The following is a 16,500-nucleotide window of genomic DNA, read 5'->3' on the forward strand; positions in this document are numbered from 1 at the left end:
TGCTCAACTCCCTCATATAGATGCATAGATGTTATTGATCCATGTTATAAGTTATTGCTCCATGCGAGAAGTGCATGTGATTGTGACGAGCATTTGTATTTTATGGGCACATGAGTAACTGAGTCTTTCAGTCTTCATGCCGTTATGTCTTTACACCGGATTGGGCACAAAGCTGCCCCCGCGGCAATGTTTTAAGTAATTCAATGCATGTACTTGCCCGGTCATCTCCAGTTCGTCCCGATACACCGGATCATGCCAGCCTTCAATGTCGATCGTGCCCTGGTAACCGTTCTGGCGTAAAATGGTGATGATATCTGCCCAATTGCTGTCCCCAAAGCCGGGGGTGCGATGCCAGACAAATTCATGCGGTCCATGCACACCATGTTCTTTAACAATATCCCAGGCGATGGTGGCGTCTTTGCCATGGACATGGAACACTTTCGGAGCCCATTTGCGAAGCTGTGGAATCGGGTCAATCAAGCTGACCATCTGGTGGCATGGTTCCCATTCCAGCCCCACATTTTCATCAGGAACGGCATTAAACATCATTTCCCAAGCGGTCGGGTTGTGAGCGATATTCCAGTCGCCGGTCTGCCACGTTCCACCCATATCACAATTTTCAAAAGCAATGCGTACACCCCGGTCTGCCGCCCGTCGTGCCAGTTCACCGAACACTTCCTTGAACCGTGGAATCGATTCGTCAATCGGTTGATTGGTCAGACGTCCGGTAAAGCCGGAGACGATATCTGCCCCAAAAAGCTGTGCGTGGTCAATGACTCGCTCCCAGCTTGCCAAGGTGTCAGCGTTATCCCCTGTGCCGGTGAGCGGATTACCAAATACACTTACAGCCGAAATGGTGATGCCTTGTTCGTCAACGATATCGCGGACACGCTTGGCGGTTTCTGCAAGATCAAGGTTGCCCGTGCTTTGCCAGAACGTCAGGTTAAAGGATTCGAAGCCATGTTGTATAATCTGCGGAATGACCCGAACGGCATCATGGCCGCCTACAAGGGTTCCGATACGAATGGATGGATTCATGGTTGTAATTCACTCCAATATTGGCTTATAGTACTTCGTGACACACTCATTATAGCCTTGGATCTATGGGAAGGCTCTAAACAATTTTGTGCTTTATTAGTCGGATTTTGTGGTAAGGGGGAAAAAACCATGCTGGACTTGAAAGCGCTTCACGAAGATACAAGAATAGATCATAAATCCCATCCGTTTCAGTTGTTTGAAAATCGTTGTTCCGCGAAAAAAACGGAAGAATGCATTTTATATTTGCACTGGCATGAGCACTTTGAGTGGATCATCATGCGTAAGGGTAGAGCCGTATTTCATATCGATAGCCGCCCTTATGAAATTGAAGCAGGAGAGGTAATTATCATTCCGGGTGGCGCTCTGCATGTTGGATACGCATTGGATGAGGGAGATGTGCATTATGACTCGGTTGTGGTCAATCGAGCATTGTTTCACGATTTTGCGAGCGATCCAGTGCATGAGCAGTATGTTGCGCCTTATCTGGAAGGCAGTGTGCGGTTTCCGGTCAAACCAGCCGCAGAGAATGCGGCCTGTGCCGGGTATTATTCTTTATTAAATGAAGCTGTGGAAGAGATGGCGACGCAACCTCCGGCGTATCAGCTTGTAGTGAAGTCCAAGCTGCACGCGTTGTTTACGCTGATGGCCCGGACGTTTATGCCGCATCAGTTGCGGGATCGAGCGAATGCAGTGTATTTTCCTAACCGCGAGCGGTTCAAACAGTTGATTGCACAGATTGAGGCTGATCCCCAGGAGAAATTGTCGGTTGGTGAAGCGGCAAGCCAAGTGGGGGTGAACGTATATCATTTCTGCAAAATGTTCAAAAAGCTGACCGGACGTACGCTCGTAGAATACGTAAACGGATGCAGAATGAGTGAGGCTGAGCGCCTACTGCAAGGTAGCAACCTCACAGTTACGGAAATAGCCGCTCAGGTGGGATGTGACAATGCGAACTATTTTACAAAATTATTCAAGCAGTACAAAGGCATGACGCCTTCGCAGGCACGGGGAATGAAGGAAGGGTGAGTGGGAAGGGGAGGAAGATACTGTTGAAAGGGGAGAAGGCTTGAAGAAAAGGAATGTGAAGTCAAAAACCACCCTGATCTAGCCCATTATCGGCTAAATCCGGGTGGTTGGGGGAAGGGTTGGATTCATCGCTCGCTGCAGTGCGGTCTATTTCAGAAACCTGGAGAACAGTCGATTAGCTTTCTTTGAGAGATCTTCCATTTTGAGATTGGCCTGATCGAGCTGGTTATAAGCCCATTTGATCGTTTGCAGCATCCGTGGGGAGATGGGCGTACCTTTAATACGTGGATAGATGTTGTGATAGGCCCATACGAGATGCTCCCAGCGATGATCGTCTCCCTCTTGAATATACTCCGATACGTCGAGCACTTTGCCGCGTCCATTCTGGAGAAGCACATTTTTGAGATGGATGTCGCGTGGATTCAGTCCAAGGCGACGAACCGCTTCTCGCGCTGCGTCTACATCGAGCATGACCTGCTCGGGGACGGGGATTCCTTTTTCCAAACATTCAAGTAAAGTGTCTCCAGGTTCGTAACTGATGACCAGTATATTTCGGCCGCTGCCATAATACGTTGGGAAGTAAGATAGGCCCTGAAGCTGGGCGTAGACCTGTTTTTCATTATTTAATTTATTTAAAGCATGATCCGAATACACTTTGAAGGCATACTGTGGCAGCTGGTCATACGTAAATACAGCCGCATCCGTACCAATACCAATGCAGTTCACTCCTGCTGCCTCGCCGATGATATTCACCAGCTCATTCCGATCGCTTCCGATGACTTGAATTTGTTGTAATGCTACTTCTGCCTGGAACCAATCCGGCTGCTTCATGGGTGGCGCCTCCTTTTGGATATGCCCGTACATATTTTCCGTAGTTATTTACGTAATAGATTAATACCGTTCGTGCTCGAATTCAACTTTTTCTAACGATCACGAGAAAGCTTATTTCGTCCTAAACAGTCACGTTCAAATTCTAACGATCCGTAGGGACGCTATTTTGGCTAATTCGTCCGTTTTATCCCGTTTTCAGCTGAAATTCAGCTAAATAGCGTCTCTGGTGATCGTTAGATTTTGAAACTCCATCAAAATGGACAAATAAGGTCTGTGGTGATCGTTAGCGTCGCCAGAGAGAATTTTGCTGAAAAATCTCACCTCAATATTCTGCCGCCTATGCGTCATAACCTCTTGCCTCCGCACGAGATAACCTCTACATTCTAACGCCTCGCAATGGTTGGGATGCTCTCCTTTTTATGAAGACGAGCGGCACTTCTCTTCATCCTGATGTAACTATATAAACGATACGTATCGTTCCTCAAACGGTTGCGTACACAAGAAAATAACGGAAGCCGGGTTGCGGCATGACGGCCAGGGCTTTATACTGTGAGCAATAAAAGGATTGTTCAGCCAGATGTATGCTAAAGGTGGATATATAGAGTGAGTTCAGATGTTATGTTTTACAGATCAGTCCTACGATACGTCCCTACAAACTCACCCTACGGCACGCAGCATTGGTATGAGTAGATCCGATATACAGAAAGGCAGATTATCATATGGCACAATACCCGCAGTGGTCTTATTCGCAGTCGCGGGCGAGTATGTTCGATGAGTGCCTGCGCAAATATTATTATCATTATTATGGTGCCCATAACGGCTGGAAAACAGAATCAGCGGATGAGATGCAGGTACGCTTGTATCGTCTGAAGCAACTGAGTAATCTTTATCTGGTATTTGGTGATCTTGCACACCGGATGTGTGAGTCGGCAGTACGAAGCAGAGAAGAGGGAAAACCGAAGCCACGTGAAGTTTTTTTGGAGAAAACGATACGTGATCTGCTGAACCAGGCATACAAAGAGTCGATGAATCCGGAGCAATGGCGACTCAATCCGAAAAATCATACGATGTTGTCGGAAATTTATTATGGCGATGATACACTGAACGACCGGGTCGCAACCATTAAAGAACGCGCAGGAGCCTGTGTAGGCAACTTGTATCAGACGCTGACGTGGGAAGATTTGTCCCGTGCAAGTACAACGATTCTGGAGATTGAGAAATGGGATACGATGCAGCTACATGATACGCGTGTGTATGTGAAAATGGACTTATTATATCGACGCAGCAACGGTAATATTGTCATTGTGGACTGGAAGACGGGCAAGGAGGATGACTTCTCCGATCAGTTAATTTTATACGCTTCCTATGTAAGAGAGCACTACCAGGTTCCACTGGAGCAGATTGAGATTCGGGTGGAGTATCTGTTGACTGGTAAACACAAAGAATTTGCTGCAACCGAAGAGGACATTTGCAAAGTAGAGGAGAACGTTGGGCGCTACATCGAGGAAATGCGCTCCTGTGTGGCCGATGAGTATTACAACCGTCCAAAGGACATGTCCTATTTCACCCCAATGCCTTCGCACCGTGCATGCCGGGATTGCAACTTTCGTGAGGTATGCAGTGAACGAGTGGTTTAATGAGCTTGGCGCGTAACCTGTACTATAATCCATCCTAATATGCGTCCTGTATGTCAAAAAAAGAAGCGCAGTGCCCGGAGGAATCCTCCATGGGCACTGCGCTTGTGTGCGTTCCACAGGCTGGACAATTTGCTTCCAGGTGGAACGGCCAGAAGATTTATTGGACAGCGGCGGCATCTTCCAGCGCCTGTCCTGCAGGTACGTAGGCGTGCCCGAGGTCACGGGCAACCGCCTCATATGTGATATGTCCATTCAGCGCATTCACCGCGCTGCGAATGGAGGAACTACCGCGAATCGCGGTGGCTGCACCATGGTTCGCCAGTTGCAGCGCATAAGGCATGGTGGCATTGGTCAGCGCCACCGTGGACGTGCGCGGTACGGCGCCAGGCATGTTCGCCACCGCATAATGCACGACACCATGTTTCACATAGGTGGGTTCATCGTGGGTGGTGATATGATCAATGGTCTCGACGATCCCGCCTTGATCAATCGCCACATCCACAATGACCGACCCGGGTGCCATGGTCTTCACAACCTGCTCGCTGACAAGTGTTGGCGCTTTGGCGCCTGGAATCAGCACCGCACAGATCAGCAGGTCCGCCCCGGTGACGGCGGACGCAATATTGGAAGGGCTGGATACCAGCGTCTGGATCTGATTGCCAAAAATATCGTCAAGCTGGCGCAACCGATTCAGATTCAGATCCAGAATCGTGACATCCGCCCCCAGACCAAGTGCAATTTTGGCCGCATTGGTACCTACCGTACCGCCGCCAATAATGACAACCTTGCCGCGGCTTACGCCAGGCACGCCGGATAACAGAATGCCTTTGCCGCCTTCTGTTTTCTCCAGAAGCTGCGCACCGATCTGCGCAGCCATTCGACCTGCCACCTCACTCATAGGTGTGAGCAGCGGGAGAGAGCCGCCGACTTCCAAGGTTTCATACGCAAGGGCAGTCACCTGTTTTTCGACCAGTGCTTTGGCGAGAGCCGGCTCTGCGGCGAGGTGCAGGTAGGTGAACAAAATCAGCCCGGGGCGAAAATAACCATATTCACTGGCAAGAGGTTCTTTCACTTTTAGGATGAGCTCGGCATCCTGCCATACCTGAGCGGCTTCTTCAACAATCAGGGCGCCAGCTTTAACATACTCTTTATCCGTAAACCCACTGCCAAGTCCCGCACCTTGTTCGATAAAGACCTGATGCCCGGCTGTCACAAAATCAGCTGTCCCGGCAGGAGTCATCGCTACACGATTTTCATTGTTTTTGATTTCTTTGGGAATCCCGATTCTCATAGCCATGCACCTCGTCCATTTTTTGGTTGTTAGCTTATACTACAAGTTTATGACTCCATGCGTCGTTTTGCACCTTACACAATGTCTAATTTTTAGGATCAAGACTCAACAATTCGTCGAAATAGACTGTTCAGGACACATGTCTTTGGATTATAATGTAAGAAAAAATAACACTAAGAGGGATCGACTTTGCGAAATGAGCGTGTTTTTACTGTCAGAGATATCCTGCAACGTCCGGTATTTAGTCAAGCACGGCTTGCGGCAGGGAGAGAAGGGTTGGAACGTCAGGTAGGCTGGGTTCATGTGCTGGAAATTACCAATGTGTCCCCTTTTGTAAGCCCACATGATCTTATTTTATCCACGGGTCTATGGCTTCAGTCTGAAGAAGGGCGTGAAGCTTATCTGATGCAGCTGATCAACCGTGATGCAGCTGGATTATGTGTCGAGTTTGGCACCAGCATACATGCGATACCAGAGTCATTGATCGAACTGGCAAACCAGTATCAGTTTCCACTCATCGTATTTGAACAACCCGTGCGTTTTGTTGAGATTACGCAAGATATCCATTCTCTACTTATTAACCACCAACACCAGCTATTAAAGAGCCTGGAGACGTATTCCCGTGAGCTTCAGCAACGCACGTTGCAGCGTACAGATATGTCGGCGGTTCTCGACCTGCTACATGCCTATGCGGCAAAACCTGTGGTATACATCTCGTCGATGGAGGCCGGGAGTTTTGTGCCAGAACTCGCTCCAGACATGGAGCAGGCCATCTATAGCTGGTACAGCCAGGAAGTGGAACGGCTAAATCTGAACGACTCCGATACGGAGCTGTGGTTTCATATGGATGAGGAGAGGGCTTTGCTCTGTTATCCCGTGGTTTGTTTTGGCCAAGTATTTTCAGCCATAGGTATGATTGTGCACCCGTCGGCAACGGTAGAATATCTCAAGCTGTTGCTTGATTACACAGCCAAAGCTGCAGCTACGCTTACGCTTCGTTCACAATTTCTTGAAGAGAAGATGGTACGCAACCAGAATGAATTGATTCAGGATTTGATGAATGGCCACATTCAGCAGGAGGAACAGGCCAGAACACGTATGGGGCTTCGCTTGTTAGTGAAGGGACAATACTGGTTCGCGGGAGGTCTATTGCAGATTGAACATCGCATGAAGGGGACGGGCCGGGAGCGAATGGAGGCGAATCATCAGGACATTCTCGTATTGCTTCGCTCACTTCTGAAGAAAAATCATCTAACCAGCCTCATCATGCTGAAAAATAATCAAATCTACCTCTGTTGTGCCAAGGAAGAAACACAAACTGTCTCTGAACAGCCACTGATCCAAATGTTAGAGAGCATCACTCAGGATATGAAACGGTTCGCTCGCTCGAATCTGAAACAAGTCGAAATTCATGCGGGCTTCGGCAAACTTCGAAATCAACTAACTCTTCTGAACGATAGCCTTCAGGAAGCGGTCCAGGTTATTGAAGTGGCGAGGTCTGTCAAATTAATGAAACATGTTCACTTTTACGATCGTATGGGTATATATCAAATGTTAAAAGCCATGCCGCTTTCATTCCTGCAATCCTTTGCGAACGATCATCTGGGTGTGCTTATAGAGCATGATCGAAGCCATCAGTTGCGATTGGTCGAAACATTGGATGCCTATCTGGCGAATTTCGGGTGCAAAAGGGATGCGGCCGCCCAGCTGTTCGTTCATCGGCAGACTTTGTATAACCGACTGGAGAAACTGGAAGAACTGCTGGGACCGGGTTATATGCAACAGGGAAAACGTGTGTGCTTGGAGATGGCATTGTTAGCTAATGCCATGATTGAAGGTGGAGATGGACAATTGTCATGACAGCAACGTTTTTAGATATGGGCATTGCTTGAATAGAAGGTGTTTTTTTGCTCATTTACAGCTTGTTGATCCGTCGTATACCTCGTAAGGCACGAGACCGGCGACGGGACCCTGTATTGGAGAAACGGCTCCGATAGCGTTCGAATGCACGGGAAGATGTAGCCTGAAGTGGTGAGGTAGGTGTTACAAGGCGATATGGAAATGTCATACGCTCAGACCTTCGTTCCCGTCTGTCTTGTGGATCTGCAACAGTTAAACCGGTAAGGTTTAACCATGCCTGAAGCTTACTGGAATGGATGCCAAGTTGTCCGCTCAAATGAGAAATGTCGAGATGTTTTTTCACACAAATCCGCCTTTCCTGAATTATCGGGCTGGAGTAGGATACGAAAGGAAAGCATGAAACCAAGTCGGTAAAATCGTGTGTGCAGGCTTGCTCAGGGTGATTGGCGGAGTGTTGCGTTTTGTGATATCCATAAACGGCGTGGTTCGATAAATGTAGAAGAGGCACAGATTTGCCTTTTTCTATAAATTGGCTTTTATCAAGATTCTAACATTTCGGAAGCGATTGCGCGTCTCAATATAGTCTCATTTTTATATAAAAGTAAGCTACAGTAAAAGTACCAGTATCTAGTACGGAGGATATATATGGGGAACGGAAGTGAATCTCGAAAGCAGAAGGTTGCCAGGGACGAAAAGCGTTTCGTTGGTCGAGCCAGAGAGCTGATGATCCTAGAGCAGTGGTTTGAAAATGATGAAGCGCCTATGACTATATTTTCAGTTACGGGTATGGGTGGTATTGGGAAGTCTTCGTTACTTTCAGAAATGCTGTCCATCGCTAGAGAGCAGGAAGCAACCGCTATATGGATGGATGGACGGGCATGTGGCACAACGCCCTCCGTGTTTATGGATTATTTTATTTCAACCCTGGGACTGGAACTTGGGCTGTTGAATAACCAAGGCACCCATCTGCTATCGTTGTTGAAAAGCATGCCCAGAGAGAAACGGCTTGTTATTGCAGTAGATAACTACGAGGAACTTGCATTGCTCGAGAACTGGTTTATGGAAGTTTTCATAGCAAAACTTCATCTAAGTGGGATACTTATCATACTTGCATCTCGTTCAGAGCTTTCAGCAACATGGCGAACGCATCCCCGGCTGTATCAGCATCTGGTTCAATTGCAGCTGCAACATTTTACCGCGGATGAGATTACGGAGTATATTGCAACTGCCGGTTCATTAAAGCCTAGTATGGCTGGAGTCATTACGAGAATGACGGATGGACATCCGCTGGGACTTGCTCTTGCAGTGGAAGCGGCTGATCAGGAGCGGAATCTTCCTCATGCCGAGTGGGCTGAACTGTCACATATGATCAGTGCCCGGCTGTTACTTGAACTCACCACGCCACGTCTGCATCCGATGGTGGAGGTGTTAACCTTGCTGGAGACAGCGAACCAGGAACTCTTATCCACGGTACTGAATGTACCCGTTAAACAGGAAGAATATCACATGCTGAGACGGATGTCTTTCATTCGTTCCGCGCCGGACGGTCTGGCCTTGCACGATATGGCCCGGGTACATTTGATGCGGGATTTCCGGCAACGCGAGCCGCATCGTATGCAGTCCATGCGGATTCGGATTGCAGAGTTGCTGAAACCACTCCATGAACAGGCATGTGCGCATGGGAAGCGTCAAATTGCGAGAAAGATGCTGTTACTCTGTCAGGAATCTATGCTCCAGTTTCGCAAGTATGCTGATGTCTCACGCGATTCTTTGTTCTCGCCGCTTGAACCAATGAAGCAGGCTGACCTACCTTCCCTACACAAGCTGCTAGGGCAATGGTGTGAATATAGCGTTGAGCCTTGGCAGGCCGTGAACTATGGCCCCTTCCTGGATGAACTGGCTCTCCGATATCCTGAAGGCATCGTAATAAAGCGGGATATGAAAGGCGAAACGATTGCGATGTTTATTACCGTACTGGTGCACCGGGAGATCAGTGATTTACTTTTAAAATATTTTCCAAATGAGATGAAAGAGTGCTTTACGCCAGAGGAATTACAGAATGATCCGGATGAGAGTGATACACACTTCGCATTGCTGGCTGCGGCGAGAGATGATGTGCCTGGATATACACGTGAGGAACTTGTCGGATATATGACACTGGATCGTTTGTCGCTCCTGGGAGATGGGGCGAGAGCCATTCTTGTTGCGACCAATCCACATCTGAAGCTGTTTCTGCGGAGTATCGGCTTTCAGATGCGGAGAACGTCCACACGTGCGTGTGATCGATATGAAGATCAGGCGGATGTGCTGGAACTTGATCTGCGTAGCGGACAATTCGGTGCATGGGTGATGTCCCTTTTGCATCCAGACCTCCCGGCTAATGCAATACAGCCCCAGACAACGGGATCCAATAACAGGGTTTGGTCTGAACAAGAAGTTCGTAAAATGCTCGGACACCTTCGCTCACCGGGAGAGTTACAAGAGTATGCAGACAGAATTACAGGTGTGAGGGACGGCATTCAGTTGCAATTATATGTTCTGGATCTGTTGGAAGGCAGGATACATGGAGTGTCTCCCCAGGATCAGAAACTGTTACATGCGGCTTACTGGACCCATGCTGGCAATCCGACTGCCGCAGCGCAGGTGTGTTCGATGAGCAGGGCTACTTTTTATCGTCATATTAGAACTGCACTGATTCGTTTAGCGAGAATATTGTAAAGGGTGAAGAAAGATGGTTGCACAGAAATAGCAGAAGCCATCGGTTGAAATAACAAGAACAAGAACAAGGCAAAAATGAAAACCAAAACAAAAATGAAAAGCTACAACCAATAAACCCGCAGTAAAACGGGAAAGATCCGTAACTGCGGGTTTTTCTAGCTGATTCATCTAGCTGTTCATAAGTAGCATCCCCGCAAACTCTAACGATCAGGAGAAACCTTATTTTGCCCAAAATCGCCATGTTGAAATTCTAACGATCCGTACGGACGCTATTTCGAGCAATTTGCCCATTTCATCCCATTTTCAGCAGGACATTAGCTGAATAGCGTCACTGGAGATCGTTAGATTTTGAAACCACGCCTAAATGGGCAAACAAGGCTTGTGGTGATCGTTAGAGTCGCCAGAAACCTTATTTGGTGGTTTCTGCTCTCGGCGCTGAGCTTTCTCTGATTTTTACTCAAATTCTCTGTATTCTATCGCCTGCAACGGCAAGGGTGGAATGTTCTTCGTTTGTTAGCCGTGCATTATGTTCAACTGTAAAAGCAAGCGGTAATCATCGCGGGAGTTATAGGTTATATACCAAGCCGATTCATACGGTTGTAGAGTGTAGCTCTGGAGATGCCAAGTTGTTTGGCGAGTGTTCGTTTGTTGCCGCCTGCGGCCTTCAGGTATTGAAGCAAAAGCCGAGCCTCATACGCATCCATCTGTTGCTGATAAGAGGAGCCCGAACTTTGTTCGGGGAATGTAACACTTGGGTTAGCCGCTTCCCGAGCAACCCCTGCAAGATGGTCATGTCCGTGACTCTCTTGTTGAGAGTCTGTCACATTGGGGTCATGGGCTACTTCTTTTCCCGCAGACTTGAGGTTGGCTACTGTCTGTTCCGGCTCAGAAGGTACGTTTACTTTCGCTGATGTCAGCGAATCAGGCAAGTATTCCGGCTTGATCTCACCATCCATCGTTAGAATCGTCAGGCGCTCAATTACGTTGCGCAGTTCCCGGACATTCCCCGGCCAATCGTACTCGAATAAATGTTTGAACAATTCTGGAGGAATCACTTCAATATGACGATTGTAGAGTAGCGAGAATTCTTGCAGAAAAGTCTGGGTGAGCTCATAGATATCTTCTTTACGCAGCCGGAGCGGCGGAATAATCAGATTGATGACATTCAGTCGATAGTAGAGATCCTCCCGGAATTGATTACGCGTAATCATGGCAGGAAGGTCTTGATTGGTTGCAGCAATGATTCGGCAGTTAGCTTGTTTGGTGCGGGTACCCCCAACCGGAAAATAACTTCGTTCCTGCAACACACGAAGCAGCTTGACTTGCAGTTCAAAAGGCATCTCCCCAATCTCATCCAGAAAAAGAGTGCCACCCTCCGCCAGCTCGATTTTCCCCTTTTTCCCCTTAGGGTCTGCCCCGGAGAAAGCGCCTTTCTCGTAGCCAAACAACTCGCTCTCAAACAATGAAGCGGGAATGGCCCCGCAGTTAATCGCGATAAAAGGAGCAGTCTCCGGTTCACGAAGATCATGGATGGCTTTTGCGAAGAGTTCCTTGCCCGTGCCACTTTCCCCCATAATGAGTACCGTAGCAGGGGTGGTGCTAATCTTGCGAATAGTCTCCAGACATTGCCGTATAATTGGACTGCTACCTTTGATACGCGCAAAAGGATCGGTCTCAGGATGAAGCCGGGCAACGGCTTTTTCCAAATGCTGAATTTTGGAGGACATATGCAATAATTCCTGGTGCAGACGAATTTCAGTTGTGATATCGACCTCCGCAGCAACTGCACCAACAATACGACCATCCAGCCTGACAGGGCGGGCATTGATTAGGGCGAACAGATCAGACCTGGGTTGATGCTGTTTGCGGTAGACCGATTCACCGGTGTATAACGTTTTGAGTGATTGAAGTCTTTCGGGTGGGAAAAAGTTGGCGGCAGGCTGACCGATAATATCGGTTTTGCGAATAGAAAATATATTCTCCGCACCGGATGTCCAGTACGCCACCTTGGCTTCTTCATCGATTAAAGATAGTGCGGAACCGGCTGTCTCAAGCGTAGTTTCCAGATAGGCTTCCATCAGTCGGTAGGCTTGATGAATTGAGTTCATGACATCGGATGCCGTGATATAGCCGGTCCATTCGTCACGATTATTTTTGACGATGAGAATAGAGCTCTTGGCAAACAAAGGAATCACTTGTGCCAGTTCCATAGAAAGTGAGATCAAAGGGACAGGGACAAAGAACGATGGGATAACCGGAAAAGGGTCGGGTTCTGTTGATTTAGCAGAAGATGTGGAAGGCAGGCCTTTTTCACCAGGCAAGTTTGGTTGATCCAGGAAGGAGCAATAGAGATAAGCGCTTCCTGTACCAGAACGTACAAAAACAGGTCGAGTTACGTTGATATCTGAATCCGTATACGGGCGTGGAAGAAGCTTTTCCTGAACGGAGGATTCATCGTAAATGTGCATGTCTGTTCGTGTCAGTTCTTTTAGAGTAGGTAGTAAATGTCTCATCAGGATCACCTCGATTACAACATACGGATTAAAGTGATTGGAAAAGTGATTGGAATTAGTACTATTATATCGCTCTAACAGAGTTGTGTATATATTTTTTGACATCGATTGTTCGATTGTTTTGTTTTAATAACGCTCACCCGTTTTGTAGTTTTTATGTATACGTTTTCTTTAGTTGAAGATATGAAAAAATGTTGATTTAGCTACAGTTTTTAACTTATTTCAGGTTTTTTTATTTATTTTTGTGTCAATTTATATCACGCTCATTATTTGTTAAAATGTATAAATATAAGAAAATATGTAAAGATAGAGATCAATGTGAGGGTAAGATACAAGATTATTAGTGTAGAATTTGTCTAAAATTTTGTACATTAAATTTTGTGTATTCTTATTTTTTAGACATATATTCTTGTTTAGAGTGAACGTTTAAGTTTGGCAGTGCTGCATCATCGGAAAAAGGAAAAACCATGCACTCCAGAATGACTGGGTTGCATGGCGTGAAGGGCTATCTCTTACATCAATTCTAGCGAAACATGTTCTTCACAACCATCCAGAGATTCGCAGGTTTCTCTGCCAGACGGCGGGTATAGTACGGGTACCACATCGTGCCATAAGGGACATAACAACGAATGCGATAACCTTCTTGTGCCAGACGCTCCTGTTCACTCATACGCAGACCATATAACATCTGGAATTCAAAGGCTTCAGGAGAGATATCCCGATCCTTCGCGTATTGTTTCGTCCAGTTAATGATGTGATTATCATGGGAGGCCACAGCGGTATAAACACCTTGATCCAGATGATGACGAATCATCGTTTTGAACTGGTGAATGACCTCGGACGTATTTTGATATGCGACGCTTGCAGGTTCTTTATACGCTCCTTTGACCAAACGCAGCCGAATACCTTCCCGAATCATATCGCGGGTATCCTCTTCCGTTCGATGCAGATAAGCCTGCAATACGGTACCTGAGTTATCCAGCCCTTCCGCATGCAGTCTACGTACGATATCAATGGTTGCTTGGGTGAACGGACTGTCCTCCATATCAATCCGGACGAACAGTTCATGTTCCTTCGCTCGGGCGGCGACCGCACGAATATTCTGGTACCCTTCTTCCGGATTAAGTGCCAGCCCCATCTGGGTCGGTTTCAGTGAAACATTGGAGTCCACACCGCTATGCGCTATACCTTCAACTAACCTCACGTATTCATCTCTGTAAAGTGCCGCCTCGCGCAGATGGGTGATGCCCTCTCCCAGATGATCCAGTGTTGCCATAATGCCTTTGCTATTTAAAATGCGAATTTCTTCCAGCGCTTCTTCCAGCGTATTACCAGCTATGAACTTGCCAGCCAGCTTTTTGCCGTATTTGAGAGACAGGTTCTCTACGGCTTTATTGCCAGCTACGGTTAACAACGTTTTGCGATATAGTTCCGTTCCGACACTCATCGTGGTTCCTCCCTAAACATCCATGATTGTATATTTACATATCTAGCAAAAATCGTGCCAAAATCTGTTGAATGCGATTGCTGATGCCCTAATTATTTTTATGAACATTTTTATCTCCGTGAAACAAAAAAATATTTCATGTTCTAGCGGAGTTGGCACGCTTCTTGCTTCATATATTTGAATGAGACGTAAGTGCTGCGCGAATCCGAGCAGCGATCGATATAAGTTGAACACTTTTTTACACAAATAACGGAGAGGACAGAAAAAACCTGGAAAAGCGAAGCGGTCGCTTAAAAGCTTTCTGAAAGAAAGCTGCATCGGAAGCATACGCTTATCACCGGATTTTTCCCTTAGGAGAAGGGAATCCAAAAAAATCTGGGGATAACAGCGAATGGAAGGTTATTCTGTCCTCGGAGTGCTCGTGTAAATTATCTTTGTGAGACTTATAAAGTGAGTAGAAACCACATCCTGAAGGAGGAATCATTGATGAATATCCCTTTTGTTAACGAACCATTTACAGCTTTTACGGTGCAAGCGAACCGGGAAGCCTTTGAGGAAGCGCTCCATAAGGTGAAATCCGAACTGGGACAGGAATATCCGATGATTATCGGTGGAAAAAAAATAACCGGCAACCGCACGTTAACCTCCGTGAACCCAGCTGCTAAGGACCAGGTGATTGGAACGATTCATCAAGCGGATCGGGAGCTGGCCGAGAAGGCCATCCAAACGGCTGCGGAAACGTTCCATACCTGGAAACATACGGACCCGAATGAACGGGCCCGTTATCTCTACAAAGCAGCTGCAATCATGCGCCGCCGCAAGCATGAATTCTCTGCCTGGATGGTCTATGAGGCGGGCAAAACCTGGCCTGAAGCAGATGCAGATACGGCTGAAGCGATTGATTTTATGGAGTTTTATGCAAGGGAAATGCAACGTCTCAGTGAGCCGCAGCCGCTTGTACGGATTGCTGGTGAAGATAATGAACTAACGTATATTCCGCTTGGTGTTGGCGTAGTGATTCCTCCGTGGAATTTCCCGCTGGCGATTATGGCAGGCATGACCTCGGCTGCGTTAGTTTCAGGCAACACGGTGGTGCTAAAACCGGCAAGCACTACACCGGTCATCGCTGCAAAGTTCGTGGAACTGCTGGAAGAAGTGGGTCTGCCGGACGGCGTAGTGAACTTCTTGCCAGGGCCAGGGAGTGAGGTGGGCGACTATCTTGTCGATCATGCACTGACACGTTTTATCAGTTTCACAGGTTCCCGCGATGTCGGTCTGCGGATCAATGAACGTGCTGCACGCACCGCTCCGGGTCAGAAGTGGATCAAACGTGTGATCGCCGAGATGGGTGGCAAGGATTCCATTGTGGTTGACAGTGACAGTGATCTGGAACTGGCAGCCGAGTCGATCACAGCTTCGGCTTTTGGTTTCTCGGGACAAAAATGTTCAGCGTGCTCCCGTGCCATTATCCATAAGGATGTATATGATGAAGTATTACAAAAGGTGCTGGAGCGTACGAAGAAGCTGACGATGGGCAGTCCGCTTGAAGTGGGAAATTACATGGGACCTGTCATTGACGATAAGGCGTATGCAAAGATCACCGAATATATCGAGATTGGCAAAGGGGAAGGACGTCTGGTTCATGGGGGAGGTACCGGAGATCCGGCAGGATATTTTATCGAGCCGACCATTATTGCAGATGTGGAACCGCATGCCCGGATCTCGCAAGAGGAGATTTTCGGCCCGGTGCTAGCTTTCATCAAAGCCGATTCATTCCAGGATGCGCTGGAGATTGCCAACAATACGGATTATGGTCTGACAGGTGCGGTTATCTCGCGCAACCGGGCACATCTGGAGCAGGCAAGACATGAGTATTTTGCAGGCAACCTGTATTTCAATCGCAAGTGTACGGGAGCTTTGGTAGGGACGCATCCATTTGGTGGATTTAATATGTCGGGTACCGATTCCAAAGCAGGAGGCAGGGATTATCTGTTGCTGTTTACCCAAGCGAAGCTGGTGTCTGAAAAATATTAAATGACGTTTGAGACCGCATGTATGTATTGACATGCTGACAAGGGCTGAACTGTATGGTATTATTCCTGCAAATCCCAGTGTTGCAATGAATAGTATCCAGCTTGA

Annotated in this window: 11 protein-coding genes; 5 read left to right on the forward strand and 6 right to left on the reverse strand. The window is 47.5% G+C overall.

Translation table 11 applies throughout. From position 1 onward, the window contains the following. Window positions 1-150: 150 nt before the first annotated feature. Window positions 151-1,038: a sugar phosphate isomerase/epimerase gene (locus tag MKY23_RS05665; protein ID WP_339836166.1), complete on the reverse strand. Its 888-nt coding sequence runs from the start codon at window positions 1,036-1,038 to the stop codon at window positions 151-153. A 129-nt stretch (window positions 1,039-1,167) separates the two neighbouring features. Here MKY23_RS05665 and MKY23_RS05670 point away from each other — a divergent pair, with 129 nt between their 5' ends. Beyond that, complete coding sequence (locus MKY23_RS05670; protein WP_339836169.1) at window positions 1,168-2,064, forward strand: AraC family transcriptional regulator; 897 nt, start codon at window positions 1,168-1,170, stop codon at window positions 2,062-2,064. Between the two features lie 147 nt (window positions 2,065-2,211). On the opposite strand, the gene MKY23_RS05675 is transcribed toward MKY23_RS05670, so the two are convergent. Then, window positions 2,212-2,895: a serine/threonine protein kinase gene (locus MKY23_RS05675; RefSeq protein WP_154890744.1), complete on the reverse strand. Its 684-nt coding sequence runs from the start codon at window positions 2,893-2,895 to the stop codon at window positions 2,212-2,214. Window positions 2,896-3,614: 719 nt separating this feature from the next. Between MKY23_RS05675 and MKY23_RS05680 the strand changes: the two genes are divergently transcribed. Next, on the forward strand, window positions 3,615-4,532 hold the full coding sequence (locus tag MKY23_RS05680) for a PD-(D/E)XK nuclease family protein (RefSeq protein WP_221787733.1): 918 nt from the start codon (window positions 3,615-3,617) through the stop codon (window positions 4,530-4,532). 157 nt (window positions 4,533-4,689) lie between these two features. On the opposite strand, the gene ald is transcribed toward MKY23_RS05680, so the two are convergent. After that, window positions 4,690-5,823, reverse strand: a complete 1,134-nt coding sequence (ald, locus tag MKY23_RS05685; protein ID WP_154960574.1) for an alanine dehydrogenase — start codon at window positions 5,821-5,823, stop codon at window positions 4,690-4,692. Window positions 5,824-6,012: 189 nt separating this feature from the next. Here ald and MKY23_RS05690 point away from each other — a divergent pair, with 189 nt between their 5' ends. After that, on the forward strand, window positions 6,013-7,683 hold the full coding sequence (locus tag MKY23_RS05690; protein WP_339836176.1) for a PucR family transcriptional regulator ligand-binding domain-containing protein: 1,671 nt from the start codon (window positions 6,013-6,015) through the stop codon (window positions 7,681-7,683). Between the two features lie 55 nt (window positions 7,684-7,738). On the opposite strand, the gene MKY23_RS05695 is transcribed toward MKY23_RS05690, so the two are convergent. After that, the gene (locus MKY23_RS05695; protein WP_221787737.1) at window positions 7,739-8,026 is read right to left on the reverse strand and encodes a hypothetical protein; all 288 of its coding nucleotides are present in this window, start codon (window positions 8,024-8,026) and stop codon (window positions 7,739-7,741) included. Between the two features lie 302 nt (window positions 8,027-8,328). Here MKY23_RS05695 and MKY23_RS05700 point away from each other — a divergent pair, with 302 nt between their 5' ends. Beyond that, window positions 8,329-10,401, forward strand: coding sequence for a hypothetical protein (locus MKY23_RS05700; protein ID WP_339836181.1), 2,073 nt, complete (start codon window positions 8,329-8,331; stop codon window positions 10,399-10,401). Window positions 10,402-10,973: 572 nt separating this feature from the next. Here MKY23_RS05700 and MKY23_RS05705 read toward each other — a convergent pair. Then, window positions 10,974-12,914, reverse strand: a complete 1,941-nt coding sequence (locus MKY23_RS05705; RefSeq protein WP_339836184.1) for a sigma 54-interacting transcriptional regulator — start codon at window positions 12,912-12,914, stop codon at window positions 10,974-10,976. A 523-nt stretch (window positions 12,915-13,437) separates the two neighbouring features. Next, window positions 13,438-14,361 (reverse strand): proline dehydrogenase family protein, encoded by a 924-nt coding sequence (locus MKY23_RS05710; protein WP_339836187.1) that lies wholly within the window; start codon window positions 14,359-14,361, stop codon window positions 13,438-13,440. Window positions 14,362-14,847: 486 nt separating this feature from the next. Here MKY23_RS05710 and pruA point away from each other — a divergent pair, with 486 nt between their 5' ends. Further along, entirely contained in the window at window positions 14,848-16,395 is a 1,548-nt protein-coding gene (gene pruA / locus MKY23_RS05715) for an L-glutamate gamma-semialdehyde dehydrogenase (protein WP_339836191.1), read from the forward strand. Window positions 16,396-16,500 lie beyond the last annotated feature (105 nt).

Source organism: Paenibacillus sp. FSL R7-0272, from assembly GCF_037969905.1.
Classification (GTDB): Bacteria; Bacillota; Bacilli; order Paenibacillales; family Paenibacillaceae; genus Paenibacillus; species Paenibacillus polysaccharolyticus.

Excerpts from the sequence above, each read along its gene's own strand:
- MKY23_RS05680 (WP_221787733.1), top strand. The coding sequence starts at position 3,615 with ATGGCACAATACCCGCAGTGGTCTTATTCGCAGTCGCGGGCGAGTATG.
- ald (WP_154960574.1), bottom strand. The coding sequence starts at position 5,823 with ATGAGAATCGGGATTCCCAAAGAAATCAAAAACAATGAAAATCGTGTA.
- MKY23_RS05710 (WP_339836187.1), bottom strand. The coding sequence starts at position 14,361 with ATGAGTGTCGGAACGGAACTATATCGCAAAACGTTGTTAACCGTAGCT.
- MKY23_RS05665 (WP_339836166.1), bottom strand. The coding sequence starts at position 1,038 with ATGAATCCATCCATTCGTATCGGAACCCTTGTAGGCGGCCATGATGCC.
- MKY23_RS05675 (WP_154890744.1), bottom strand. The coding sequence starts at position 2,895 with ATGAAGCAGCCGGATTGGTTCCAGGCAGAAGTAGCATTACAACAAATT.
- MKY23_RS05705 (WP_339836184.1), bottom strand. The coding sequence starts at position 12,914 with ATGAGACATTTACTACCTACTCTAAAAGAACTGACACGAACAGACATG.
- MKY23_RS05670 (WP_339836169.1), top strand. The coding sequence starts at position 1,168 with ATGCTGGACTTGAAAGCGCTTCACGAAGATACAAGAATAGATCATAAA.
- pruA (WP_339836191.1), top strand. The coding sequence starts at position 14,848 with ATGAATATCCCTTTTGTTAACGAACCATTTACAGCTTTTACGGTGCAA.
- MKY23_RS05700 (WP_339836181.1), top strand. The coding sequence starts at position 8,329 with ATGGGGAACGGAAGTGAATCTCGAAAGCAGAAGGTTGCCAGGGACGAA.